This is a genomic window from Amycolatopsis antarctica (assembly GCF_002262875.1).
GTDB lineage: Bacteria > Actinomycetota > Actinomycetes > Mycobacteriales > Pseudonocardiaceae > Amycolatopsis > Amycolatopsis antarctica.
Genome location: NZ_NKYE01000015.1, coordinates 151,987 through 177,144, shown reverse-complemented (window position 1 = coordinate 177,144; position 25,158 = coordinate 151,987). Strand labels below are relative to the sequence as shown.

At 72.1% G+C, this 25,158-nt stretch carries 23 protein-coding genes; 13 read left to right on the top strand and 10 right to left on the bottom strand.

Annotated elements, in window-relative coordinates; translation table 11 throughout:
* Nucleotides 1–39: 39 nt before the first annotated feature.
* On the bottom strand, nucleotides 40–408 hold the full coding sequence (locus tag CFN78_RS29295) for a DUF3237 family protein (RefSeq protein ID WP_240519619.1): 369 nt from the start codon (nucleotides 406–408) through the stop codon (nucleotides 40–42).
* Between the two features lie 72 nt (nucleotides 409–480).
* Here CFN78_RS29295 and CFN78_RS22195 point away from each other — a divergent pair, with 72 nt between their 5' ends.
* From CFN78_RS22195 to CFN78_RS22160, 8 genes are all read left to right on the top strand, one after another.
* On the top strand, nucleotides 481–1,617 hold the full coding sequence (locus CFN78_RS22195) for a FecCD family ABC transporter permease (RefSeq protein WP_094864785.1): 1,137 nt from the start codon (nucleotides 481–483) through the stop codon (nucleotides 1,615–1,617).
* 2 nt (nucleotides 1,618–1,619) lie between these two features.
* Nucleotides 1,620–2,414, top strand: a complete 795-nt coding sequence (locus tag CFN78_RS22190; protein ID WP_094864784.1) for an ABC transporter ATP-binding protein — start codon at nucleotides 1,620–1,622, stop codon at nucleotides 2,412–2,414.
* Complete coding sequence (locus CFN78_RS22185; protein ID WP_094864783.1) at nucleotides 2,411–3,415, top strand: ABC transporter substrate-binding protein; 1,005 nt, start codon at nucleotides 2,411–2,413, stop codon at nucleotides 3,413–3,415. Before CFN78_RS22190 ends, CFN78_RS22185 begins: the two co-directional genes overlap by 4 nt.
* 357 nt (nucleotides 3,416–3,772) lie before the next feature.
* A complete protein-coding gene (locus CFN78_RS22180) occupies nucleotides 3,773–4,651 on the top strand; it encodes an STAS domain-containing protein (protein WP_240519618.1) in 879 nt (292 codons plus the stop codon).
* A complete protein-coding gene (locus tag CFN78_RS22175) occupies nucleotides 4,648–5,070 on the top strand; it encodes an STAS domain-containing protein (RefSeq protein ID WP_094864781.1) in 423 nt (140 codons plus the stop codon). The genes CFN78_RS22180 and CFN78_RS22175 overlap by 4 nt, the downstream gene beginning before the upstream one ends.
* Entirely contained in the window at nucleotides 5,060–5,494 is a 435-nt protein-coding gene (locus CFN78_RS22170; RefSeq protein WP_094864780.1) for an ATP-binding protein, read from the top strand. The genes CFN78_RS22175 and CFN78_RS22170 overlap by 11 nt, the downstream gene beginning before the upstream one ends.
* Nucleotides 5,491–6,516 carry an ATP-binding protein gene (locus CFN78_RS22165; RefSeq protein ID WP_094864779.1) on the top strand — a complete coding sequence of 342 codons (1,026 nt, stop codon included), beginning with the start codon at nucleotides 5,491–5,493 and terminating at the stop codon, nucleotides 6,514–6,516. Before CFN78_RS22170 ends, CFN78_RS22165 begins: the two co-directional genes overlap by 4 nt.
* Nucleotides 6,506–7,816: a PP2C family protein-serine/threonine phosphatase gene (locus tag CFN78_RS22160; RefSeq protein WP_240519617.1), complete on the top strand. Its 1,311-nt coding sequence runs from the start codon at nucleotides 6,506–6,508 to the stop codon at nucleotides 7,814–7,816. The genes CFN78_RS22165 and CFN78_RS22160 overlap by 11 nt, the downstream gene beginning before the upstream one ends.
* Before the next feature lie 506 nt (nucleotides 7,817–8,322).
* On the opposite strand, the gene CFN78_RS22150 is transcribed toward CFN78_RS22160, so the two are convergent.
* Both CFN78_RS22150 and CFN78_RS22145 read right to left on the bottom strand, forming a co-directional pair.
* Nucleotides 8,323–8,811 (bottom strand): beta-class carbonic anhydrase, encoded by a 489-nt coding sequence (locus CFN78_RS22150; protein WP_094864777.1) that lies wholly within the window; start codon nucleotides 8,809–8,811, stop codon nucleotides 8,323–8,325.
* 122 nt (nucleotides 8,812–8,933) lie between these two features.
* Nucleotides 8,934–9,332 carry a DUF5313 family protein gene (locus CFN78_RS22145; RefSeq protein ID WP_240519616.1) on the bottom strand — a complete coding sequence of 133 codons (399 nt, stop codon included), beginning with the start codon at nucleotides 9,330–9,332 and terminating at the stop codon, nucleotides 8,934–8,936.
* Nucleotides 9,333–9,495: 163 nt separating this feature from the next.
* On the opposite strand from CFN78_RS22145, the gene CFN78_RS22140 reads away from it, so the two are divergent.
* Nucleotides 9,496–10,005 (top strand): MarR family winged helix-turn-helix transcriptional regulator, encoded by a 510-nt coding sequence (locus CFN78_RS22140; protein WP_094864775.1) that lies wholly within the window; start codon nucleotides 9,496–9,498, stop codon nucleotides 10,003–10,005.
* Here CFN78_RS22140 and CFN78_RS22135 read toward each other — a convergent pair.
* Nucleotides 9,949–10,344, bottom strand: a complete 396-nt coding sequence (locus CFN78_RS22135) for an NUDIX hydrolase (protein WP_094864774.1) — start codon at nucleotides 10,342–10,344, stop codon at nucleotides 9,949–9,951. The two genes, CFN78_RS22140 and CFN78_RS22135, sit on opposite strands and share 57 nt — an antisense overlap.
* Nucleotides 10,345–10,640: 296 nt before the next feature.
* Here CFN78_RS22135 and CFN78_RS22130 point away from each other — a divergent pair, with 296 nt between their 5' ends.
* Complete coding sequence (locus tag CFN78_RS22130) at nucleotides 10,641–11,129, top strand: ATP-binding protein (RefSeq protein ID WP_165777667.1); 489 nt, start codon at nucleotides 10,641–10,643, stop codon at nucleotides 11,127–11,129.
* A 15-nt stretch (nucleotides 11,130–11,144) separates the two neighbouring features.
* Here CFN78_RS22130 and CFN78_RS22125 read toward each other — a convergent pair whose 3' ends face one another.
* The 6 genes from CFN78_RS22125 to CFN78_RS22100 all read right to left on the bottom strand — a co-directional run bounded on the left by CFN78_RS22125 (nucleotide 11,145) and on the right by CFN78_RS22100 (nucleotide 17,225).
* Nucleotides 11,145–11,750, bottom strand: a complete 606-nt coding sequence (locus CFN78_RS22125; RefSeq protein ID WP_205660610.1) for a TetR/AcrR family transcriptional regulator — start codon at nucleotides 11,748–11,750, stop codon at nucleotides 11,145–11,147.
* The gene (locus CFN78_RS22120) at nucleotides 11,747–11,941 is read right to left on the bottom strand and encodes a ferredoxin (RefSeq protein ID WP_094864772.1); all 195 of its coding nucleotides are present in this window, start codon (nucleotides 11,939–11,941) and stop codon (nucleotides 11,747–11,749) included. The genes CFN78_RS22125 and CFN78_RS22120 overlap by 4 nt, the downstream gene beginning before the upstream one ends.
* 18 nt (nucleotides 11,942–11,959) lie before the next feature.
* Entirely contained in the window at nucleotides 11,960–13,159 is a 1,200-nt protein-coding gene (locus CFN78_RS22115) for a cytochrome P450 (RefSeq protein ID WP_094864771.1), read from the bottom strand.
* Nucleotides 13,160–13,278: 119 nt separating this feature from the next.
* Nucleotides 13,279–14,178, bottom strand: coding sequence for a nitroreductase/quinone reductase family protein (locus CFN78_RS22110; RefSeq protein WP_420807915.1), 900 nt, complete (start codon nucleotides 14,176–14,178; stop codon nucleotides 13,279–13,281).
* A gap of 372 nt (nucleotides 14,179–14,550) precedes the next feature.
* On the bottom strand, nucleotides 14,551–15,798 hold the full coding sequence (locus CFN78_RS22105) for an MFS transporter (RefSeq protein WP_165777666.1): 1,248 nt from the start codon (nucleotides 15,796–15,798) through the stop codon (nucleotides 14,551–14,553).
* Nucleotides 15,795–17,225, bottom strand: coding sequence for an XRE family transcriptional regulator (locus tag CFN78_RS22100; protein ID WP_133116421.1), 1,431 nt, complete (start codon nucleotides 17,223–17,225; stop codon nucleotides 15,795–15,797). Before CFN78_RS22100 ends, CFN78_RS22105 begins: the two co-directional genes overlap by 4 nt.
* Nucleotides 17,226–17,818: 593 nt before the next feature.
* On the opposite strand from CFN78_RS22100, the gene CFN78_RS22095 reads away from it, so the two are divergent.
* From CFN78_RS22095 to CFN78_RS22085, 3 genes are all read left to right on the top strand, one after another.
* Entirely contained in the window at nucleotides 17,819–19,126 is a 1,308-nt protein-coding gene (locus CFN78_RS22095) for a Zn-dependent hydrolase (protein ID WP_094864768.1), read from the top strand.
* A gap of 68 nt (nucleotides 19,127–19,194) precedes the next feature.
* Nucleotides 19,195–21,009 (top strand): carbamoyltransferase family protein, encoded by a 1,815-nt coding sequence (locus CFN78_RS22090; RefSeq protein WP_094864767.1) that lies wholly within the window; start codon nucleotides 19,195–19,197, stop codon nucleotides 21,007–21,009.
* Nucleotides 21,006–25,139: a non-ribosomal peptide synthetase gene (locus CFN78_RS22085; RefSeq protein ID WP_094864766.1), complete on the top strand. Its 4,134-nt coding sequence runs from the start codon at nucleotides 21,006–21,008 to the stop codon at nucleotides 25,137–25,139. Before CFN78_RS22090 ends, CFN78_RS22085 begins: the two co-directional genes overlap by 4 nt.
* Nucleotides 25,140–25,158 lie beyond the last annotated feature (19 nt).

Genomic DNA, 25,158 nt, shown 5'->3' with positions numbered 1-25,158 from the left:
GAGCGGGCCACCGGTGACGCCGTCCGACGGCGGGTGCCGTCAGTGGATCTCGAAGACCTCGACGACGGCGGCCGCTCGCTCGCGGCGGCCCACGCCGACCGCCAGGATCCGGTTGAGCCACCCGAGTTCGGGCACGCCGTCGGAGCGGACGAGCTGGAAGTCGGCACCGCTCGGGAGAAGGTCGCCGCTGAGCCGATCCCCGTCGAACCGTCCGCCCCGGATGTCGACGACCCGCCGATCGCCCAGCGGCCCGCCGTCCAGCAGGTGCGGCTCGGCGAGGTGCGCGGTGAGGGTGAACAGCGGACGGCTCCGCAGCCGGGGACGTTCCTTCCCGGGTGACCGCGTGACGGTCGTGGCGCGAGCGGACGACGGTATCGGCGTGACCCTTCCGGCGGTCCCGACGGGCACGCCTTGTTCGCGGTCACTCCGATGGGCTACGTTATCGACAACGATAATCACTATCGATCGAGGATCCCAGTCATGCACTCGTCCCAGGCGCCCGCCGGAACGGACCGGGCGGACGCACAGGCGAGCCCGGCGGCCCGGCACACCCCACCGGGGCCGGTACCCGCGGGCGGTGGTTCCGCCGTCCGCACCGCCGCCATCGTGTCGGGACTTTCCGCCGTGCTGGTGGGATCGATCGTGCTCGCCGTGGGACTCGGCCCGGCGACCGTGCCGCCGGGCGACACCGCGCGGTACCTGTGGGCAGCGCTCACCGGCGGCACGATCACCCCTGGCGAGCTGAGCAGCTATCAGATCGTCTGGCAGGTCCGGACGCCGCGCGTCCTGCTGGCCGCCGTGGTCGGGGCCGGACTCAGCGCGGTCGGCGTGGCCGTCCAGGCGATGGTGCGCAACGCGCTGGCGGATCCGTTCATCCTCGGCATCTCCTCCGGCGCCTCGGTCGGCGCGGTCGCGGTCGGGTCGACGGGCGCACTGGCAGCCCTCGGCATCTACGCCGTGTCGGCCGGAGCCTTCGGCGGCGCGCTGCTCGCCTCGGTGCTCGTCTACGTGGCAGCCCGGTCCCGCACCGGGATCACCCCGCTGCGGCTGGTGCTGACCGGCGTCGCCATGTCGTTCGCGTTCCAGGCGATCATGAGCGTGATCATCTACCTGGTGCCCGACAGCGAATCCACGAGCACCGTCCTCTACTGGACGATGGGAAGTTTCGGAGCGGCCACATGGGGTTCGCTGCCCGTCGTGGTCGTCACCGTCCTCATCGGACTGGTGATCCTGCACCGTCACAGCCGTGGCCTCGACGTGATGTCCCTCGGCGACGAGACGGCCGCCAGCCTCGGCGTCGACACGGTCCGGCTGCGCAAGGGGCTGTTCGTGCTCACCGCCGTGATGACCGGCACCACCGTGGCGGTCAGCGGCGCGATCGGCTTCACCGGCCTGGTGATCCCGCATCTCGTGCGGATCGTGGCGGGCGCGGGGCACGCGCGGGTGCTGACCTTCGCCCCGCTGGCCGGCGCGATCTTCATGGTCTGGGTGGATCTGGTCTCCCGGACGCTCGTCGCCCCGCGGGAGTTGCCGCTCGGCGTCATCACCGCGCTCATCGGCGTACCCGTGTTCATCACGCTGATGCGGCGCCGCGGCTACCTCTTCGGCGGACGGTGAGCATGGACCTCGCACTCGACGAACTCTCCGTCGCGATCGGCGGCAACACGCTGGTACGCCACCTGACGCTCGACGTCCCGGCCGGTTCGGTCGTGGGCCTGGTGGGCCCCAACGGGTCCGGGAAGTCGACCGCGCTGCGATGCGTGTACCGGGCATTGCGTCCCAGCGGCGGGACGGTGCGGGTGGGCGGCACCGACCTGGCGTCACTCGGACTCCGGCGGAGCGCCCGGACGGTGGCGGCGCTGACCCAGGAGTCCGGCACCGACCTGGATTTCACCGTCCGCGAGATCGTCGCGCTCGGCCGCACCCCGTACCTGCGGGGCAACGAGCCGCTCGGCGCCGCCGAACACGCACTGTGCGAGGACGCCATGGGCCGGATGGACGTGCGTCACCTCGCCGATCGCGGGGTGCTCACGCTCTCCGGCGGCGAACGGCAGCGGGTTCTGGTGGCCCGCGCCCTCGTGCAGTCCCCGGAGGTGCTCGTCCTCGACGAGCCCACCAACCATCTCGACATCCGCCACCAGGTCGAACTGCTCTCGCTGCTGCGCGAGTCCGGCCTGACCGTCCTGGTGGTACTGCACGACCTGAACCTGGCGGCTGCCGTCTGCGACCGGATCGGCGTGCTCTCGGCGGGCAGGCTCGTCGCCTCCGGCACGCCGGCCGAGGTGCTCACCGTCGCGCTCGTCCGGGAGGTGTTCGGCGTCGACGCGCACGTGGTCACCCACCCACTGACCGGTGACCCCCAACTGCTCTACGCACTGACCCCCCGCCATGTCACGAAGGGACATCCCGCATGACCGCCACAGCTCGTTTCCGTACCGCACGGCGGAGCCGGTTCGCCGCACTCGCGCTCACCCTGCCGTTGCTGACCGCGTGCGGTGCCAGCGTCGAGGCGGGCGAGCAGAACCGGAAGGTCACCGTGAACCGGTGCGGGGAACCGGTGGAGTACACGACACCCTCGCGTTCGGTGGTCTACGAAGCGGGCAGCGCCGACAAGATGTTCGCCCTCGGCCTCACCGACCGCGTGCACGGGTACCTCATGCCACCGGCCAACCCGCCGGTCGAGGAATCCCCGTGGGCGGCCGAGTACGCGAAGGTCCAGTTCCTCGGCGACGACCTGCTGAACCGGGAGGCCGTCGTCGAGGCGAAGGCGGATCTCGTGGTGGCGGGCTGGAACTCCGGCTTCAGCGACCAGCGCGGCATCACCCCGGCGATCCTGGACACCCTCGGCGTGCAGAGCTTCATGCACACCGAGTCGTGCTTCAACTATCCCGGGCATCCGGAGAAGGTCGCGCCGTTCGACGCGCTCTACGCGGACCTGGAGCGGCTGGGCCAGATCTTCGACGTCCCGGACCGGGCACGCGACCTCGTCGACGGCTACCGCGACCGGGCCGAGCGGGTCCGCGCCCAGGCGCCCGGGGGTGACCCCGTCCCGGTCTTCCTCTACGACTCCGGCACGGACCAGCCGACCACGGCGGGCAACCAGGTTCCGCCCAACGACATCATCCGGTTCGCCGGGGGCCGCAACATCTTCGACACTCTGGACGGCCGGTGGAACAAGGTCGGCTGGGAGAGCGTGGTGCAGGCACAGCCCGAGGTCATCGTGATCCTCGACTACGGCGACAAGCCCGCCCAGGAGAAGATCGACTTCCTGAAGAACTCGCCGGTGACCGCGGGCCTCCCGGCGGTGGCCGGGAACCGCTTCTTCGTTCTCGACTACAACGAGGGCATCAGCGGGCCGCGCAACCTCGACGGGCTGGAGAAGTTCGGCGAGTACCTGCGCACCCTCGGCGACTGACCCGGTACCGCCGTCCGCCGTCACGGACGGCGTCGAGAACACGCTCTCGACGCTTCGTGTCCACTGTGGATCGACGGCGGCCGGTTCGCCCGCACCGCGTGCGGACCGGCCGGACCCGGCGCAGCGGCTCGCCCGCCCGGGACGGCCGCGGCGTCGCCGTGCCCACCCGCCCGTGGGCCACCCCGCCCATGGGCGGCCCACCCGGCGCGCCACCGGCCGCCTCGTGACCGATCCGGCCCCGGCCGTTCGATATCGTGTCCCCACCGTGGCGCCTGCCGCACCGGCCGGTGGCGCAGCACGAACGAGATGCGAGAGCGGTGGCCCGATGCCGGACGGGCCATCCGAGGAAGGACGCCGGTGACGACCGACGACACGGCGGTGCGTGACCTCCTGGTCCGGGTGCTGACCGACAGGCGGGCCGAGCTCGCCCAGCACTGGGTGGATCTGCAGTTCGACCGGGACGCGCACAGCGGCGCCCACGCGGAGCGGGAACTGCGGGCCGAGGCCGACGACGTGCTCAGGGCACTGGCCGAGGGCCTGCACACCGGCCTGCCCGCCGAAGAGGTGGTGCACCGGCACGGCCCGCTGCGCGACACGATCACCGAACTCTCGGTCCGCCGGGCCCGCACCGGCGCGGCGCCGACCACCACGGCGCTGGCGACGCTGGCGCTGAAGGAAGTGATCCTGGAGGCCGTGCAGCGGGAGACCACCGATCCCCCGACCCTGTTCGCCACCTCGATGACGGTCAACCGGCTGCTCGACGCCGCGGGAACCCTCACCTTCCACTCCTATGTGGAGGGCCGTGAGGAGATCATCCGCCAGCAGCACCAGCAGATGCTGGAACTGTCGACGCCGGTGATCCGGCTGTGGCAGCGGGTGCTGGCGGTCCCGCTGATCGGCACGCTCGACAGTGCCCGCAGCCAGGTGGTGATGAACGGGCTGCTGGAGGCAATCCAGGCCAACGAGGCCAGGGTCGCGATCATCGACATCACCGGGGTACCCACCGTGGACACCGTGGTCGCCCAGCATCTGCTGCAGACGGCCAGTGCCGTCCGGCTGATGGGCGCCGACTGCCTGATCAGCGGGATCCGCCCGGCGATCGCACAGACGATCACCCAGCTCGGCATCGACCTCTCGGCCATCACCACCCGCAGCACCCTGGCCGACGCGCTGGCGGAATCGCTGCGCAGGCTCGACGCGGAGGACACGGCGTCCGGCCGGGGAGCAGCGAGTTGAGCACCCCCGGCCCGGCGGGCGTGCCGATCCTGAAGCTCGGTGACGTCCTGCTCACCGGCCTGCTCAACGACCTGGACGACAAGACCGCGTTGATGTTCACCGAGGAACTGACCGGGCGCATCGCCGAGGGCGGTGTCGGCGGCGTCATCATCGACATCTCGCGGCTGGAGATCGTCGACTCCTTCGTCGCCCGCGTACTGATGGACCTCGCGGGCACCGGGCAGCTACTGGGCACCGAGATGATCGTGGCCGGGATGCGGCCCGCGGTCGCGATCACGCTGTCCGAACTGGGCCTGCACCTGACGGGTGTGCAGACCGCGCTGAACGCCGAACAGGCGATGGGGCGTCTGGGCTGGCGGCAGTTCACCGAGGAGACCGCGGCCGTGCACTCATCCGAGGTCCGCCCCGATGCGGTCTGAGGAACTCGCCACCTCCCGGCAGGCCGAGGAGGCCGGCGAACTGCCGATCCACACCGACCGCGACCTGCTCTCCGCACGGCACGCCGTGCGGACCGCGGCGGTGGCCGAGGGCTTCGACCTGATCGGGCAGACGAAGCTGGTCACGGCCGCCAGCGAACTGGTCCGCAACGCCTACATCCACGGCAACGGGGGCGGCCTGACGATTCTCCCGCTGACCGGGCCCGGCGGCAGGCGCGGCCTGCGGCTGATCGTCCGGGACGACGGCCCCGGCATCCCGGACCTCGACGCGGCGCTCGCGGACGGCTTCACCACCGGCACCGGACTCGGGCACGGCCTCGGCGGCACCCGCAGGCTGGTGGACGAGTTCGACATCGACTCCACCGAGCGCGGCACCACGGTCGTCGTCACCCGGTGGACCACATGATCCCGGACCAGCAGGCACCGCTGTCCCGGCACATCCCGATCACCCATGTCAGCGCCGTGCACCGGGCGGCACAGACCGCCCGCTCCGTGGCCTTCGAACTGGGCCTGCCGTCCGCGCTGCCCGACCAGGCCGCGGTGATCGCCTCGGAACTGGCCAGCAACCTGGAGAAACACGCGGGCGGAGGCGAGGTGTACGTGCAGCCCGCGCTCGGCGCTCACGGCGTCGAGATCCTCGCCGCGGACGCGGGTCCGGGCATGGACGACCTGGCACGCTGCCTGGCCGACGGGCACACCACCACCGGCACGCTCGGTGCCGGACTGGGCGCGGTCCTGCGCATGGCCACCGACTTCGACGTGCACACCGTCCCCGGCGAGGGCACGCTGGCCGTCGCCCGGGTGCTGGTACCGCGTGGCCGGAACGAACCGCCGTACGGCAACGGGCGGCTCGGGTATCTGCGGCTCGCCGCCCCGGGCGAGGAGGTCAGCGGCGACACCCTCGCCCTCGCGGCGGACGGCGAGGAGCACACCCTGCTGATGGTGGACGGGCTCGGTCACGGACCCGACGCCGCCGAGGCCGCGCGGGCGGCCGCGGCGGTGTTCGCCGGCGACCCGCACCGGCCGCTGCCCGCACTGCTGAGCGCGGTGAACGCCGGTATCCGGCACACCCGCGGCGCCGCGGCGGCGGTGCTGCGCGTCCGTCCGGGGCTCGCCTCGTTCTGCGGGGTCGGCAACGTGAACGCGGTGCTGATCACCGGCGGCCGGACCCGGCACCTGCTCAGTCAGCCGGGGATCGTCGGCCGGGGAGCGGTGAAGCCGCTCGTGCGGCCGCTCGACCTCGAACCGGACGCGATCGCCGTCCTGCACACGGACGGCGTCGACGCCCGCTGGTCGCTGGGCGCCGGGCCGGGACCCGCGCTCGCTCCCGCGCTGCTCGCGGCGCGGCTGATGCACCGGCACCGCCGAAGCCGGGACGACGCCACCGTGCTCGCCCTCCGGGTCGACGGAGGCGCCGGTGCCGCCTGAGCACGCCACGGGGCGGCACACCGCCGCGTCGACGGACGCGCTGCGCACATTGTTGCGCTCGCTCTGCGACCGGCACGGCGTCCCGGTGGAAAGCCGGGCGCGGCTCGTCCTGTCGGTGCTGACGGTGGCACGTCCGTGCCTCGACGATGGTGGGACGGCGACACTCACCGCCTCGGTGGTCATGCCGGCCGGGGCCGTCGCCGATCCCGTCCGGGACGCCATCGCGGAACCCGCGGCGGATCCGGACGGGGATCCTGCCGAGCCGCGACCACTCCTGGTCGTGGGGTTGCGCCCGTGCACCGACATGCCGGTGCCGGCGGACACCGAACTGCCCCTGCCCGCGGTCACCGGGGAGGACGGGGACCTGGTGTGGCGCCTTCCGCTACCCGGACCGCCCGCACGGGACGGCACCGGGCCGGACGACCGCGGCGGTCCCGAGGAGGCGGAGCTGCGCGCCGTGCTCGCCCGTTCCGACGTGCTCGACCGCGACCAGCGCGCGCTCAAGCACGAGCTGGCGGAGACCAACCGCGGAGTACTCGCGATGTACGTGCAGCTCGAGGAACGCGACGAGCAGCTCCGGCGTGCGCACGCGGTCATCTTCCGGGAGCTGGAGGACGCCCTGCGCCCACCCCCGCCCTCGGTGGACGGGGTCGAGCTGGCGGTGCACTACGCCCCGGCGGGCGTCGACACGCCGGTCGGCGGCGACCTGTACGACTGGCTCGTCCTGCCCGACGGCACGGTGCACATCACGATCGTCGACGCCGTCGGGCACGGTGTCACCTCCACCCGCACGGCACTCGCGGTGGCGCACACCGTGCGAACTTTGGCGCTGGAGGGCCATCCGCTGCCGGAGCTGGTCGGCCACGCCGCCCGTACGCTCGCGCGGATCACCCCCGCGCACATGGCGACCGTCCTGCTGGCCCGCTTCTGCCCGCGTACCGGACTGCTCCAGCTCGCCAACGGCAGCCACCCTCCCGCGCTGATCACCGATGCCGCCGGGATCGGCGACTTCGCCCGCATCCGCGGCCGCGGCATCGGCTTCCCCAGCCCCGGCAGTGCCGAGGTCGAGTCCCGCACGCTCCGGCCGGGCGACCTCGCGCTGCTGTACACCGACGGGCTCACCGAAAGCCGGAAGGATCTCGACGAGGGAGAACGGCGGCTGCTCGCGGCCACCCGGCGGCACGCCGCGATGGACACCGCCCGCCTGCCCGCATCCATCGTCGAGGAGATGCACACCGAGGTACTGCACCAGGACGACACGCTCCTGCTTGCCCTGCGCTACACCGGGCCGCCCGCCTGACAATTCCGTCCATAGTGGACGGTCCCGCACCTGACCGTACTACCAGTGTCGAATCATTGTCCATTATGGACGCTCTGGGTGGCGTACCGAATCATTGGCGGGCAAGGGTTCCAGCGCCGGGACCCGCTCCGGCAGCGGACGACCCGTTCACGTCGAGGACCTGCCACACCGGTACCAGGAGGTCGTCGAGCGCGCGCAGGCACCGGTAACGGGCGAGCGGCACGGGGTCACGGTGACCGGCCCGTATCCCTCGACAAACCACGCCCGCTCGGTCGCGGACGCCGGTGCGGCCTCGACACCGAAATCCTCGTACAGCCACGTCGGCAGGACCGCCGGGTCCAGCTCGCGGGCACCTCGGGTCGGGTTCGTCGTGCGGCGACCCTGCCTGGCAGGCGACCCGATGACACCCGGAATCCCGCCGGACCGCGCCGCCCGCGAGACCTGGTGCCCCGAACCCGCCACCCGGCCCTACGCCGGCCCGGCAGCGGACCTCGAACCTGCGCCGGTCAGCCGACCTCGTTCAGCTTTCCGGTCGCGACGTCGAAGACGAAGCCGCGCACCGAGTCCTTCTTCGGGATGTACGGGCTGTTCCGGATGCGGGAGATCGACTGGCGCACGTCCGCGTCGAGGTCACTGAACGCCTCGGCGGCCCACGGCGGCTTCAGGCCGGTCTCCTCCTGGATCGACGCCTTGAACTCGTCGTCGGTGAAGGTCAGCATCCCGCAGTCGGTGTGGTGGATCAGCACGATCTCCTCGGTGCCGAGCAGACGCTGGCTGATCGCCAGCGAGCGGATCTCGTCCTCGGTGATCACCCCGCCCGCGTTGCGGATCACGTGCGCCTCGCCCTCGTTGAGCCCCAGGGCCCCGTAGACGTTGAGCCGCGCGTCCATGCACGCCACGACCGCGACGTGACGCGAGGGCGGCAAGGGCAGCGGCCCGGAGAATCCTTCCGCGTAACGCGCGTTGTTGCGTAGCAGTTCATCGGTGACCGACACGGTGATCGCTCCCTCGGAAGTTCGGAATCAGGCCGTCTCAGTCGAGTCGCCCATGCACACATGCGCAACCGGGACCGGATCGTGGAATCCCCGTCGGCCGCGCTCCGCACGGTGTAGGGGCGCTACTCGCCGCGGTATCGCGCGAGGTACCGCACGGTGGCGTCGTGCCCGGCCACCTCTCTGGCCTCCGCGCGGATTCGCTTGCCCGTCCCCCGCGGGATGCCGTTCTTGTGCAACCTGTGCTCGCAGCTCTCCTCGGCGTAGGCGAACGAGTAGAAGTAGCCGACGAGCGCCGCCATCAGCATCAGCGCCAGCCGCAGTCCGATGGGGGCCGGCAGCAGCAACCAGACCAGCACGAGCGGAGAGATCAGCACGGTGCTGCGCGCCGCGTGGCGGAGCAGCCAGGTGCTCGCGGTGACGTCGCGCAGGACCCATTCCCGGTGCACGGCGGGCAGGCGCCCGCCGACCGCGTACCAGAGCCACGCGAACGGACCGGGGCGGACTCGCTCCGCTGTCGCCACCATTCCTCCTCGTAGCACCGTGTTCTCCTGCCCGGCGTTCTCGCCGCGCTCTCGTCGCGCCGATGCCGGCACGCACGCCCGGTACCCCTAAGATAGTACCCTAATCATTAACGCGCTAAGCAATACGCACCGGAGGTCCTCCGGTGCCGGAGGGACGTAGCAGATGGCGATCGACCTCGGACCCAACCCGCTCGCGCTGGAGCGGCAGGTGTGCTTCGCGCTGTCGATCGCATCGCGCTCGGTCATCGCCATCTACCGGCCACTGCTCGAGCCGCACGGTCTCACTCATCCCCAGTACCTGGTGCTGCTCGCGCTGTGGGACAGCGCCCCCCGATCGGTCACCGAGCTGAGCCGGGTGCTGCGCGCGGAACCGGCCACGCTGTCGCCACTGCTCAAACGACTCGAGACGACCGGTTACATCTCCCGTGGACGCAGCGCCGAGGACGAACGGCAGCTCGCTGTCGACCTCACCGGCGCGGGCCGGGATCTACGTGCCGAGGCGGAGAAGATCCCGTACCGGGTGGTCGAGGAACTCGGCATGGGACTGGGCGAACTGGAGGACCTGCACGCCGCGCTCACCACCGTCATCCGCGCGACACGAGGCGCACCGGCGGGCTCACCCGGGCGTCGAGGGTCCCCGCAGGACCTCGACGGCGGCGAGCGCGGCGGGTGAGAGCAGATGCCGATCGGCCGGGCCGATCCACCGGACGTCCGCGATCTCGCCCGCTGGCCGGGGCGTGCCGGAACTTTCCGCGGTGTAACAGTGCATCCGCACGATCGCGCCGGCACGGCCGTGCGCCGGGGCGTCGACGGTGCCGACCCGGACGGCGGTCGCCGGATCCACCGCGACGGCCAGTTCCTCCGCCGCCTCCCGGACCAGGGCGTCCAGCCGGGACTCGCCCGGTTCGGGTTTGCCGCCCGGGAGGTAGTAGGCCTCGCGGCCACGGGTCCGTGCGGCGAGAATCGCGTCGCCGTCCCACCGGATCAGGGCGACCTTGTCGATGACGGACATGCTTCTCCCCTTCTCGTCCCGGAGTTCCCGTCGTCCCGGAGTCGACCGCACCGTCCGTCCGGGCCGAGCGGGACCACCGAGGCACCCCTGTGGCGCCGATGGTCGCACGGGCCGGGCGGCCGCCCGCGAACCCGGACGCCCCGGTGCACCGCACCGGGTGGGGTGCGACCATGGACAAGCACACGGGCCCGGTGACCGGGCGTCGCGACACCGGGGGGCACCGCGACCGATCACGTGTGACCCACGCGCTCGCAGGGTCTCCCCGGCGGCGCGGGGAGACCCGCGACAGCACGTCGGTGGCAGGCACCCGGCGGGAAGGCAGGCAGGCCGTGAAACGGACGTCCCCGCGCGTACCGTGCCCCCGCATCGACATCTTCCACCGGCACGTCCCGGCCACCGCGGCCGAGGTCAGCGCGGTGCGCCACGCCCTCGAACAGTGGGCCTCCGCCAACGGCTGCACCGGCGACACCGTCACCTCCATCGCGCTGGCCGCGCAGGAGGCGATGGCCAACGTCGTCGATCACGCCTACCCGGCCGGTCACGACGGATCGATGGCGGTGTTCGGCACCGTGGACGCCGCGACGGTGATGGTCACCGTGTCCGACCTGGGGCGCTGGAACCCGGCCGAACCGGCCCGTCCGGCCGTGGACGCTCCCGAACAGCAGCGCCGGGGCCGGGGCCTGATGCTGATCGACGCGCTGTGCGAGCACTCCGGGTTGATCAGCGACCGGTTCGGCACCACCCTGCGGATGCGGTGGACCACCGTGGAGGCAGACGCAGCCTGAGGTGATGGCACCGGCTCAGGCACCACGCAGGCCGTGCACGGACGGCGCCGGGAGCGGCTCCGGCGCGGGACGCAGCCCGGCCACCAGCAGCGCCAGGTAACGCCTGCGGTCCGCCCCGCCGGGATCGCAGGCGTGGACCGTCGCCAGGGTCATGACGACGATCGCGGCCAGATCGCGCACCTCGGCCTCCGGCCGCACGTGGCCGGCCTCGACCGCGCGGCCGAGCAGCCGGTCCATCGAGCGGAGATAGCGGTGCAGGCTGCCGACGTCGACAGCGTCCGTCTCGCGGGCGAGAGCCAGGATCACCCGCCGCCCGGCGAGCACGTCGACGGTGGCCTCGAGCGAGGCGACGAGATCCCGTAGCGGGTCTCCGGTTCCGGTGGCGATGGCCGGCTGGATCTCGACCGTCATCAGGTGGTCGAACACGGCGCGCACGACCTGCTCGCGATTGCGGAAACGGCGGTACACCGTCGCCACCCCGACCCCCGCGCGGCGGGCGACCTCGTCCAGTGTCGCGGTGGGCCCGATCTCCTCGAAGGCACGTCCGGCTGCCACCACGATCCGCTCGTAGTTGCGTGCCGCGTCGGCGCGCAGGTTCCGCCCCGGCGCCTCGGCGCTCACCCGGACCGGGCGCGCAGCGCGCCCGAGGGGCACAGTGACACGGCCTCCGCGGCGGCTTCGGCGTCACCGCCCGCGACGTCCTCGGCGAGTGCCAGCACGATGCCGTCGTCGTCCTGATCGAAGACCGCGGGCGCGGTCAGCACACACATTCCGGCACCGATGCAGGTGTCACGATCCGTTTCGATCCTCATCGTGTCCACTCTCCTGACTCACCAGGTGACGGGAAGCGTGTGCAGTCCGTAGACCACGTGATAGGCGCGGAATCCCACGTCCTCGTAGGGAACGGCGAGCGCCAGGTCGGGGAAACGCCGTAGTAGCGCGGGAAACGCGATCCGCATCTCCATCCGGGCAAGCGGCGCGCCGAGGCAGTGGTGCACGCCGTGCCCGAACGCGACGTGGCGCGGCGCGCCACGGGTGATGTCGAGTTCCTCCGGCCGTTCGACGAGCGCGGGGTCCCGGTTGGCGGCCGGGAGGGCCAGAATCACCTGTTCGCCTTCGGGGATCGTGTGCCCCGCGATCTCCACCTCGGTGGTCGTCGTTCGCGGCATGCCCGAGTGCACGATCGACAGCCAGCGCAGCAGTTCCTCCACCGCCGGCTCTACCCGGTCGGGATCGTCGCGCACCATGGCGAGCTGGTCCGGGTGGCGCAACAGCGCCAGAGTGCCGAGACCGAGCATGTTCGAGGTGGTCTCGTGCCCGGCGAGCAGCAGCAGCGAGGCGATGCCCGCGAGTTCGGAGGAGGTCAGGTCGTCGCCGTGTTCGCGCACCAGCATGCCGAGCATGTCCTCGCCGGGGGTGGCCCGCGCCCGCGCGACCAGCCCGGCCATGTACTCGCGGCTCTCCCGCTGCAACGCCATCCGCTCCTCGATCGGCAGCGAGACGTCGAGCAGGCGGCTGGTCCGGTGCTGGAACTCCGTGCGGTCGGCGTAGGGCACACCGAGCAGCTCGCAGATCACCAGCGAGGGCACCGGCAGGGCGAAGTCCGCCACCAGGTCCGCGGGAGCGCCGGTCCGGGCGAGCTCGTCGAGCGCGTCGTCCACGATCTCCACGATCCGTGGTTCCAGCCTGCGCATCCTGCGCACGGTGAACTCGGGGGTGAGCATGCGGCGCAGGCGCGTGTGGTCGGGCGGGTCGTACGCGAGCATCTGCCCCGCTCGCAGCTCGGCCTGTTCCTCCTCGGTGAACCGCGGTACGTCGGGCAGGGTGGACGGCCTGCGGGCGTTGCTGAACCGGCCCGCGTCCGAGAACACCTCGCGCACGTCCTCGTAGCGGCTCACCAGGTAGGCGGGAATGCCGAAGGGCGTCATCACCCGGGTCACGCCCTCGCTGTCGCGGGCCCTGGACAGTTCGTCGGTCGGATCGAACCGGGCGCGCCGCATCTGCAGGGGCAGCTCGGGAGCTTCCGTCATCGTCTGAATCCTCTCCGGCCGTGGTGGGGTCCTCACCGAACGTACCACCGAAGTGACAGTCACCTATCGCTTCGCCGGAGGCCACGCCGGGAACGGCGGCCCGTTCCCGGCGCGGTCGGTCAGCCGATGTCCGGAGCGGGGCCGACGGCGTTCAACGCGGTCACCACGGTCCGTTCCTCGTAGTCGAAATGCGCTTCCAGCCGGTCCGCCAGCCGTTCCAGTTCGCCGCGCAGCACCACTGGATCGCTCTCGCCGGGAACGTAGGACTCGACCAGCACACCGATCCGCTCCCGCAGGTCCGCCACCACCGCGTGTTCCGCACCGAGCCTGCGCAGGTCCGGGGCGAGCGCCGGAAAGCGTTGCGCCAGCATGGGAAACGCTCCCATGTCCTCCCCGATGTGGTGCTGTTCGAGCGCCGAGCAGAACTCGAGGCAGTGCGTACGCAGACGGTGCGCGGCACCGGGCGGAATCCGTTCCAGCGCACCGGGGGCAGCGTGCCCGTCGGCGATCCGGCCCACCTGACCGCGGAGTTCCGCCAGTTCACGCCGGAGCCAGTCGTGCCCCTCCACCAGGAAGTCACCCAGCCCGCGCAGCCGCTCCGCGCCCGGTCGCGGGTCGTCCCGGTGCAGGGTGACCACGGGGATGGCCCGGGTCGTTCTCGCCTGGTAGTCGGCGAATCCCGGCTCCGCCTCGACCACCCCGGCGAACAGCTCATCGCGTTCCCGTCCGGCGGGAATCGCGGCGATCGCCTGGTAGGTCTCGGTTCCGGTCTCGACGGTGACCACCGGGTCCCGGCGGATGTTGTGGTACCACGCGGGATGGGCGGGGCCGCCCATCGCCGAGGCGACGACGAGCGGCTGCCCGCCGATCTCCAGGTATGCCAGCGGAACCGTGCGGCGCAGACCGGTGCGCGCGCCGACGGTGGTCAGCAGGACGAGCGCCGATCCGGCGAACATGCCGCCGACGAGTCCCCGGTTCTCCCGGAACTCCGCGATCACGCCGCGCTGGAACCCGGCGATGTCGAATGGCTCGGGGTTGTCGGACGCCCGGTCCGGGGTCGCCCGGTCATCGGTGGCCCGGTTCGCAACCGTGTGGTGTTCGCTCATGTGGTCCTTTCGTCGAGATCGATCCGACCGGAGGCAGCCATCACCGGCAGGAGCGGGCACGACGAAGCCCCGTAGGCCGCTACGCGCAGGAAACCGCACTGTGCCGGGAAAACCGGAACGTCGGATGCGGAAGGCAGATGCGGAAAGAAACGGGAATGTGCCGTTCTCCGAGTGGTGGCTGAGTAGCCGCTACCTCCGTGCGTAGGCCCATACGGGGCTCGGTTCGAAGATTAACACGGTGCGCGCGGCCATCGTCAAGCGTCGGCACAGGCGGATTCCACGCGGTCAGCCGGGCTCCCCCGCACGCAGGCGGACGGTCAGCGGAAGCGCGGTCAGCACGACCACTGCGAGCACCACGAACAGGCCCCTCGGCCCGGACACCTGCGACACGGCGCCACCGGCGAGGGCGCCGAGTGGCCGTGCCGCCAGCGACAGCAGCCTGCTGCCCGCCGCGACCCGGCCGATCAGGTTCGCCGGCGCCAGCGTCTGGCGCAGGGACACCGTCATCACCCCACCGATGGCGGTGACGAAACCGGACGCGGCAAGCACCAGCGCCACCAGGGGTGGCGAGCTCGTCAGTACCGGCGTCGCGAAGCAGAGCCCCAGCGCCAGCACCACTCCGGTCAGCACGACCCGCGGCGACAGCGAACGGCATACCCGATCGGCCAGCGACGCCCCGGACACCGCTCCCGCCGCGGCCGCCGTGAGCAGCAGGCCGTACTGGAAGCTCGACAGTCCCATCGCCGAAGTGCCGCCCACGGCGAAGAGGATGAACACCGCGAAGAACGCGGAGTTGGTGAAATTGGAGATCGCCCCGTACATCGCGATCCGGCGGAGAACCACGTTGTCCCACAACGACTTCACCCCGGCCCACATCTCCTGCATCACCGTCGTGGGGGTGCCGCTCTCGGCGACGGCGGTGAACCTTCCGGCCAGCGGCAGCAGGGCGACGGCGGCGATCAGGTACAGCCCGGCGGGCGTGAGCACCGCGACGACGGTGGACAGGCCCAGCAGCGCCGCCCCGAGTGGCGCGCCGACGAAGTCGTTGGTGACGGTCTGCGTGCCGTAGATGCGGCCGTTGGCCCGGCGCAGTCCGTCCCGCTCCACCACCATCGGCACGATCGCCTGCCCCGCGGTGTCGCTGACGCATTCGGCGGTGCCGATGACGAAGGCCGCGACGAAGACCAGCGGCAGGGTGAGTGCGTCGAGCGCGATCGCGGCGGCGAGGCCGGCCATGGCCGCGCCCCTGATGGCACCCGCGTAGATGATCAGCTTCCGCCGGTCGAACCGGTCGACCAGGACGCCGACCGCCAGCCCGAAGATCAGCCCGGCCGCGGTCTGTGCCACCCGGACACCCGCGATCAGCGCGGGCGAGGTGGTCAGCGTGAGCGCGATCAGCGGCAGCACCATCAGGTACACCCCGTCGGCCAGGCCGGAGCACGCGGTGGACAGCCACAGCGGCAGGAACCGGGATCGCCGCGCGGGTTCGGCCGTCTCGGCCTGCCGGTCCTCGCTGCGGCCGGGGGCGCTCACGCGCGCACCCGGCCGGTGATGACCGAGAACGCGGGCAGATGCTGCGGGGCACCGGAGGCGACCCTGCGGATCGCCCTGGTCGGGGTGCCGCCGGCGTCCTGCCCGCGGGGCGCGCAGTACGTGCTGTAGAGGGCGGGCAGCGGATACAACCGGCAGAGGAGGCGGCCACCGCCGACGGTCACCGTCGCGAGCTGGTGGTGCACCAGATTGTCGATGATCTCCTGACCGCGGGCGGTGTCGCCGCCGGTCAGCGCGGCGACATCGGCCGCGTCGAACCCGCCCTCCCGCTCCCGCGCGGCGAGCAGCCGCACGGTGGGCATGTCGCGGGCACCCAGGTCGCGGTGGTGCGCGGCGATGCTCGACCGGACGCTCAGATCGCCCACCTGCAGGCGTTCCAGCCTGCCCGGGGCATCCGCCAGCAGGTTCGTCAGCGCGTGCAGCCCGCGATGCGGGCGGGCGGCGAGCCAGCAGCCCGCGATCCGCACCGCCAGCGGGAGGCCACCGCACTGCTCGACGATGGCGCGCGCCTCGGCGGGTTCGTCGGCGACCCGTCTCGCGCCGGCCACCCCGGCCAGCAGGGCGAGACCGTCGGCGGTGCCGAGTTCGTCCACCTGCCAGGTACGCCCCTGGGGCAGTGCCGGGAGCGGGCAGCGGCCGACCAGGATGAGGGCACTGCGGGCGGCGGCGGGCAGGAGCGACCGGACCTGTGCCTCGCCACCGACGTTGTCCACCACGACGATCACCCGTCGCGTGCTCAGCATCGCCCGCAGCAGCGCCGATCGCTCCTCCGCCCGCCGCGGCGGATCGGTGACGCCCAGCGATCGCAGTACCCGGCCGAGCACCGCGTCCGCGGACATCGGCTCGCATCGCGGTCCCTGGGCGTCGACGAAGATCTGGCCGTCCGGGAAGCGGGTGCGGACGCGGTGGGCGACATGCACCGCAAGGGCGGTCTTGCCCGCTCCCGGCTGCCCGGTCAGGATCGCCGGTCCCGCCGGGCCGGAGGGCGCCAGCAGGTGCTCCTCGATCCGTTCGACGAGCCCGGCCCGCCCGAACAGTTCGGGCGCGTCGGCGGGCAGTTCACAACGGGTGTCCCGCTCCTCCGGCCGCGCCTCGGCACCCGGGCAGGCCGGTCGTTCGGGGCGGACCCGGCGCCCGGTACGCAACAGCTCGTCGAGCACCGAGTCACTCAGACCGAGCGCATTGGCCAGCAGCACAACGGACTGCCGCTGCGGACGCCCGGTACGGCCGATCTCCATGTTCCGGATGGCGCGCACGCTGAGACAGGACAGCTCGGACAGTTCCTCCTGGGTCAGCCCGGCCGCGACCCGGTGGGTGCGCAACACCATGCCGAAGGTCTGCTCCGCGGTGAGAGCCGGCGCCGCGACGGCGAACTCGGCATTGTCCGCATCCATGAAATCGACAGACAACGCCAACCTCCGTGCTCATGACAATTTCTTGTTGTGAATGAACTCGCTCGAAAAAAGGTAATATGTGTCGCCGGTCATTACCGCGACCGGCATTGTCCGGCCCGTCGGCGCAAGCGTAGTCAAACGGCCGAAATCCTCCCGGGCAAGCATCCTCCGACCAATGCACTCTTTCAGAGCAATTTCCTTCCGCACTGTGACAGCACGCTTGCTGTGCGAGAAATCGATCGGGAGTACGACAAGTCACGAAGCCGTATCGATGCCGGATTGGGCCATCCGGCGCAGTTGGACGTTACTCGGCGCCACTTTCCTGATTCTGCCGACGACCGGTTCCATCGGCAGTGCCGCCGGTTCTGCCGGTAAAAGTACCTGGCGCACGGCACGGCTTCGCGGTTTCAATTTCCTCGCCCCGACGGCAGATCCTGCCGACCGGATCCACCGCTGCGAAAACGGCGTTATCCGCCCGTTCCCAGCAATCGGAACACATTCCCGAAGGGTGGTCCGGCCGGTCGTCCGGGGCAGGCGCGCGAACGAGACCGACCGGACGACCCGCGTACCGGCGCCCTCGCGCGGCTGACCAGCCGAATGGGGTTGTGATGAGCGAACTGGCGGACGTCGAGCAGCGGCTGCCCGCGACCGGGGCCGTGGCCGAACGTCGTGGGCTGCGGATCGACGGCGACCGGCTGCTCGGCCGGATCGACCGGCTCCGGCAGGTCGGCGGCACCGCCGACGGCGGCGTGCACCGGCTCGCCTTCACCAAGGAGGACGTCGCCGGCCGGGAGCTGGTCCGCGGCTTCATGCGGGAGGCCGGACTGGAGGTCCACACTGACGAGGCCGGCAACATCATCGGCAGCCGTCCGGCCGACTCGGCGCCCGCCGCGCCCACCCTGTTGATCGGCTCGCACACCGACACCGTCCCCGACGGCGGCGCCCTCGACGGGGCGTACGGCGTGCTCGCCGGCATCGAGGTGCTGCACACCCTGCACGACCACCGCGTCCGGCTCGAACGACCGGCGGCGGTGGTGGTGTTCGCCAACGAGGAGGGCGCCAGCGGCACCCGCGGCATGTGGGGCTCGCACGCCTTCGCCGGCGCACTGGAGCCCGGCGATCTGGCCATGTGCGACCGCGCCGGCACCCCGATCGCGGAGCTGGCCGCCCGGATCGGCGGCGACCTCGACCGGGTGGCCGACGCGGCCTGGCACCCCGACCGCATCGCCGCCTTCATCGAGTTGCACATCGAGCAGGGGCCGGTGCTGGAACACCTCGACGCGGAGATCGGCATCGTGGAGGCGATCAGCGGCAGGCTGACCGTCGACGTCATCGTCCGCGGCGAGGCGAACCACGCGGGCACCACCCCGATGGAACTGCGCCGGGACGCCCTGGCCGGGGCGGCCCACCTGATCGTCGAGGTACAGCGGCTGGCAGGCGCCGACGGCGTGGTCCGCGTCGCCACGGTCGGCAGCATCGCCATCGAACCGAACGCCTGGAACGTCGTGCCGGGCACCGCACGGATGCGTGTCGACCTGCGCGACGTGTCCGTGGAGGCGATCGAGGCGGGACTGGACCGGCTGCGCCGGGCGGCCGCGGAGATCGGGGACCGCACCGGCACGGTGATCGAGGTGCGGCCGGACCAGCTCGTCGACCCGGTCGCCTGCCATCCGCGTCTGCAGGGCCTGATCGCCGAGGCCGCCGACCGGCTCGGGTTCCGCCGGTTCGCCCTGCCCAGCGGCGCCGGGCACGACGCACAGGTGATCGGCAGGGTGGCACCCGCGGCGATGATCTTCGTCCCGAGTATCGGCGGCCTCAGTCACGTTCCGGCCGAGGACACCGCGCCGTGGCACCTCGTCGCGGGGGCCGACGTGCTGCTGCAGACCGTGCTGGGTTTCGACCCGGGCCCCGGCTGAGCCACCGGCGCCAGCGAGCACCGAGCCCGCCGTGCCGCGGGACCCGTCGACCGAGAGTGAGAGCGCGCATGTACGTCATCGGCATCAGCGGTATGCACAACAGCATCGACTTCAAGAAGCGTGAACTGCCCGGGCTCGATCCGCGGCACTACCGGATCGTGCAGGGCCTGGACGCCGCCGCCGCCCTCGTCTCCGACGAGGGCGTGGTGGCCGCGGCGGCCGAGGAACGGTTCACCGGGGAGAAGACCACGGGCGGCTTCCCGGTCAACGCCATCCGCTTCTGCCTGGAGCAGGCCGGAATCACGATGTCCGATGTGGACCACGTGGCGCACGGCTTCGACTACCGTCCCTCCGCGGCGCACGAGCTCAACGACTTCACCGCCGCGCGTTTCCACGAGGTCTACGCCTCCACGGTGCAGCGCGAGTCACTGGCCGCGCACTGGCCGGAACTGGACTGGGAGCGGCGTTTCGTCCCGGTGCCGCACCACCTGGCACACGCGGCGAGCACCTTCCACCTCAGCGGCTTCGACGAGTCGCTGATCCTGGTCGCCGACGGCATGGGCGAGACGGAGAGCATGACGGTCGCCGTCGGGCGCGGCAGGGACATCGAGGTGGTCCGGACCGTGCCCGCTCTGCACTCGCTCGGCACCCTCTACGGCGCCGTCACCCTGTACCTCGGGTTCGAGTTCGGCATGGACGAGTACAAGGTGATGGGCCTCGCGCCCTACGGCGACCGCGAACGCTTCTTCGCGGACGTGATGGGCATGATCCGGCTCGGTGAGCACGGTTCGTACCTGGTGCCCGCCCTCGCCGCGGCCAACCGCGACTGGCGCGAGCACGAGACGCTGGACGGTGTCGTCCGCACCCTGACCGAGCGCTTCGGCTCGCCGCGGTCACCCGGCGAGCCGATCGAGCAGCGGCACATGGACGTCGCCGCCGGCGTCCAGGCCGGGCTGCAGGCGACGCTGCTGCACGTGCTGCGGGCGGCGAAGGAGGACACCGGCCAGCGCAACCTGTGCATGGCCGGCGGGGTGGCACTGAACTGCACGGCGAACGGGCTCATCTCGCGCAGCCGGATGTTCGAAGGGCTGTTCGTCCAGCCCGCCTCGGGCGACGACGGTTCGGCGCTCGGCGCGGCGCTGCGGGTGCACACCCAGCGGTCCGGGATCGCCCCGGCCGGCCGCATGGCCATGCCGTTCTGGGGGCCGGGCTACTCCGGCGAGCGGCTGGCCGCCGCCGCCTCCGGTGACCCCGGCTGCCAGGCCCGCGCCTACCCGGACTTCGACGCGCTCGCCAAGGAGGTCTCCGGCCTGATCGCCGGCGGTGCGGTCGTCGCCTGGTTCCAGGACCGGATGGAGTTCGGCCCGCGCGCACTGGGCAACCGGAGCATCCTCGCCGACCCGCGCTCGGCCGGGATGCGCGACCACCTCAACGCGATCGTCAAGCAGCGGGAGGACTTCCGGCCGTTCGCGCCGGTGGTGCGGGCCGAGGACGTGCACCGGTTCTTCGAGATCGTGCCCGGGGTCGAGGAACGTTACGCGCACATGCTGTTCGTGGTCCGTACCCGACCGGAGCACCGCGACACCCTGCCCGCGGTGACGCACGTCGACGGGACCGCCCGGGTGCAGGTCGTCCGGCGGGAGGACAACGCGCGCCTGTGGACGCTGCTCGGCGCCTTCGGCGAGCGCACCGGCGTGCCGGTACTGCTGAACACCTCGTTCAACCTGCGTGGGCAGCCGGTGATCTGCGACCCCGAACTGGCCATGCGCACCTACGCGGGCTCGCGGCTCGACCACCTGGTCCTCGGCGACAACCTGGTCAGCAAGGTCGGTGCGGACGCGCGGGTGCCCGAGCCCGCCGCGGGCGGGAGCGTGCCGCGATGAGCGTCACCGTTCCGGCGGACCTGCCACCGCCCCCGGTACCCGGCTTCGTGCACGACCTGCACACTCACGAGCTCAGCCATCCGGTGCTGCCGGACGCGGGTCCGTGCTCCGCGGCGACAACCGTCGCCGCCGTCGGCGCGGTGCTCGCCCGCTACACCGGCACCACCGCCGTCACACTGCTGGCCGGGCTCGACGCCGCCGGGGAACCGGCCGCGCTGCTGCTGGACCTGCCCGATTCGGCCTGCCTCGGCGACCTCGCCATGGGCGCGGCGCGGGCGGCGACCGGTTCCGCCGCGGCGGCGAGGGTGGCGGTGTTCACCGGTCCGGCCGCGGCGCGCGATGGCATGCGCGCCCGTGCGGAGGCGCTGGTGGAACTGGACATCGTCCTCGTGCTGAATACCACGGGCACGGCCTGGACGCTGGACTGCCGGTACGACCCGGAGAAGTACCTGCCGGCGACCGTGCACGCACTGGCCGAGGACATCGACGGGGTCCTGTACGTCCTCGCCACGGCACCCGGGACGCGGCTGTCGGAGTTGCCGATCGCACCAAGGACGGCACCCGAGCCACGCCACGTCCCCTCCGCCGCACTCACGGTGGAACCGCCGCGCGGACGCTCGGAGACGCTGGTCGCGCAGACCTGGACCGAGGTGCTCGGCGAGACCGGTATCGGCCGCGAAGACAACTTCTTCGCGCTGGGCGGGCATTCGCTGGCCGCCATCGCGGTCTCCGGCAGGCTGCGCGAGCGCTTCGGTGTCGAGCTACCGGTCGACCTGCTGTTCGGCACGCCGACGGTGCGCGCGGCCGCCGAGGCGGTGGACCGGCTCCGTGCCGGGAACAAGCGCGTCGCGCTGCCGCCTCCGGTGCCGAGGGGGACTCCGCCGGCGGCGGCCCCGGTGTCGTTCAGTCAGGAACGGATCTGGTTCTTCGAGCAGTGGAGCCCGGGAACCGCGGCCTACAACCAGCCCTACGCGCTCGACATCGAGGGCGCGCTCGACCCGGCCGCGCTGGAGACCGCACTGCGCACGGTGCTGTCCCGGCACGACGTCCTGCGTACCACCTTCACCGTCACCGACGGCCTGCCCGTCCCGGTGTGCGGGCCCACTGGTGGCGTCCGGCTCGGCAGACACGAGGTGTCCGCGGCCGGCGACCGGCGGGCAGCGGCCGCGGATCTGGTCGCCGACCTGGCCCGGGAGCCCTTCGACCTGGCGAGCGGCCCGCTGCTGCGCGCGGACCTGGTGCGTCTGGGCACCGAGGAGCACGTCCTGCTGCTGACCCTGCATCACCTGGTCAACGACGGCTGGTCGTTCGACTTGGTTCTCGGTGAACTGGCCCGTGCGTACGAGTCCGCCGAGCGCGGGGACACGGCCCCGGCACCACGACCGGCGCTGCAGTTCGCCGACGTGGCCGCCTGGCAGCGTTCGGCCACCTACCGGGACGCGCTCGACGAGGCGGTGGGCCACTTCGAGGAGGCGCTGCGCGGCGCGCCCCCCGCCCTCGATCTGCCCGCCGACCACCCGCGTCCGCCGGTGCCCTCCTACGCGGGCGGCCAGGTGCCGTTCGCGGTGCCGGACGAACTCGCGGCCGACCTGCGCAGGCTGGCGGGCGCACACGGGACGACCCTGTTCTCGGTGCTGCTCGCCGCGTTCCAGACCCTGCTGCACCGGCTCAGCGGTCAGGACGACTTCCTGGTCGGCATCACCTGCGCCAATCGCGACCAGCGAGTACTGGAGGACGTGCCGGGCCCGATGTTCAACATGGTCGCGGTCCGCGCGGACCTGGCCCGGGATCTCCGGTTCACCGATCTGCTGGACCAGGCACGGCAGCGGGCACTGGGGGCGTTCGCCCGGCAGGAGGTGCCGTTCGAGCTGCTCGTCGAACGGCTCGCCCCGCGCCGCGACCCGAGCAGGTCGCCGTTGTTCCAGGTGCTGCTGGAACTGGAGGAGCCGGTCGGCGCCCGAGCGCCGGAAGGCCTGGTCTGGACCGGCCGGCCGGTCGGGACGGGCACGTCGAAACTCGACCTCACCCTGACGATGACGGGCGCCGCCGACTCGCTCACCGGGCTGTTCACCTACAGCACCGATCTGTTCGACCGGGCCACGGTACGGGGCATGGCCGGGAGCCTGCTGCTCGTGCTCGAGACGGTGTGCGCCGACCCCGACCTTCGAGTGTCCGAAGTGGACATACGGACCGAGAAGGATCGTGCCCTGCAGGCCGAGGTCAACCGCACCGCCCGCGCATATCCGGACACGGCGTGCCTGCACGAGCTGTTCCAGGAACAGGTGGCCAGGACGCCGGACGCGACAGCCGTGCGGGACTCCAGCTCCGCCCTGACCTTCCGCGAACTGGACGAACGGTCCAACGCGCTGGCGTGGCGGCTGCGCGGGCTCGGTGCCGGTGCCGAGACGCTGGTGGGCCTGTGCCTGGAGCGCTCGGCCGGGATGCTCGTCGGGATGCTCGGCATCCTCAAGGCGGGCGCCGCCTACGTGCCGATCGAGCCCGGGTACCCGGACGAGCGCAAACGGCTGCTCGCCGCCGACCTCGCGCTGGTGGCGGGCCACCGGGCCACGCTGGGCTGGCACGAGGGGGTCACCCTCCCGCTGGACGATCCGCGGGACACCGCGCCGGACGCCACGACCTGCCCGCCCCCGGTGGCGGGCCCGGGAAACCTCGCCTACGTCATCTACACCTCGGGCTCCACCGGCCGCCCCAAGGGAGTGCTGGTGGAACACCGGGGGCTGGTGAACTTCGTCGAATGGTGTGTGCGCTCCTACGTCGGCGAGGCCACCGGCGGCGCGCCGGTGTTCTCCTCGTTCGCCTTCGACATGCTGGTGCCGAACCTGTTCGCACCCCTGCTGTGCGGGCAGGCGGTGCACCTGCTGCCCGCGGATCTCTCCCCCGCCGAACTCGGCGAAGCCCTCGGCGCACACGCCCCGTACGCGTTCATCAAGCTGACGCCCGGACATCTCGACCTGCTCGCCGGGCAGCTCGGGGCGGCCGAGGCCGGCGCGCTGTGCTCGACCCTGGTCGTCGGCGCCGACGCCTTCTCCGCCAGGACTCTCGCCGCCTGGCGGGCACTCGACCCGCACACCCCCGTGCTCAACGAGTACGGCCCGACGGAGGCCTCGGTCGCCAACAGCGTGCTGCGCGTCGAACGGGCACCCGAGGGCGAACTGCTGCCCATCGGACGGCCGATCGACAACACCACGATGTACGTGCTCGACGCCGGGCTGCGGCCGGTCCCGGCCGGGACGCCGGGTGAGCTGTTCATCGGCGGCGGCTGTGTGGTCCGCGGCTACAGCGGGCGGGCATCGCTGACGGCGGAACGGTTCCTGCCGGACCCCTTCGCCGGATCGGCGGGCGCGCGGATGTACCGCACGGGTGACCGCGGACGGCTGCGCGGGGACGGTGCCTTCGAGTTTCTCGGCCGGCTCGACGACCAGGTGAAGATCGACGGCTATCGGATCGAACCCGGCGAGATCGAGGCCGCGCTGGCGTCCTGTCCGGGGGTGGACCGCGCCGTCGTCGTCCCGCGAGCCGACGCCACCGGCACGAACCGGCTGCTCGGCTGGATCGCGGCGGCCCCCGGGGTCGACGCCGATGCCGTCCGGGCGGTGGTCGCCGAACGGCTGCCCCGCCACCTGGTCCCGCACGCCGTCGTCCGGGTGGACGCGATCCCGTTGAACGCCAACGGAAAAGTCGATCGCGCGGCGCTGCCCGACCCGATTCCGCGACGGGCGGCAGCGGAGACGGCCCTGTCCGAACTCGAGGAGATCCTGCGGCACCTGTGGGGTGAGGTCCTCGCCCGTCCCGCCGAGACCATCGGCATCGGCGAGGACTTCTTCGGCCTGGGCGGGCGTTCCCTCGACGCCGTCCGGCTGATGTCCCGGACCAGGGAGCTGCTGCGCACCGCGGTGCCCACCGTCGCGCTGTTCCACGGACCCACCGTCGCCGCGCTGGCGCTTGCGATCGTCGCGCACGAGCGGGAACCGGGGATCAGCGCCCGGATGGCACGTGCCGCGCTACGGCTGCGGCGGTTGTCCCCCGCCGAACGCGCCGAATTGGCCCGCAGGCACCGGGCGAACGCCGAAGCGGCACCGATGCCCGATGCGGTGCCCGCCCAGGCCTGAGGCACACCACCGATCACGA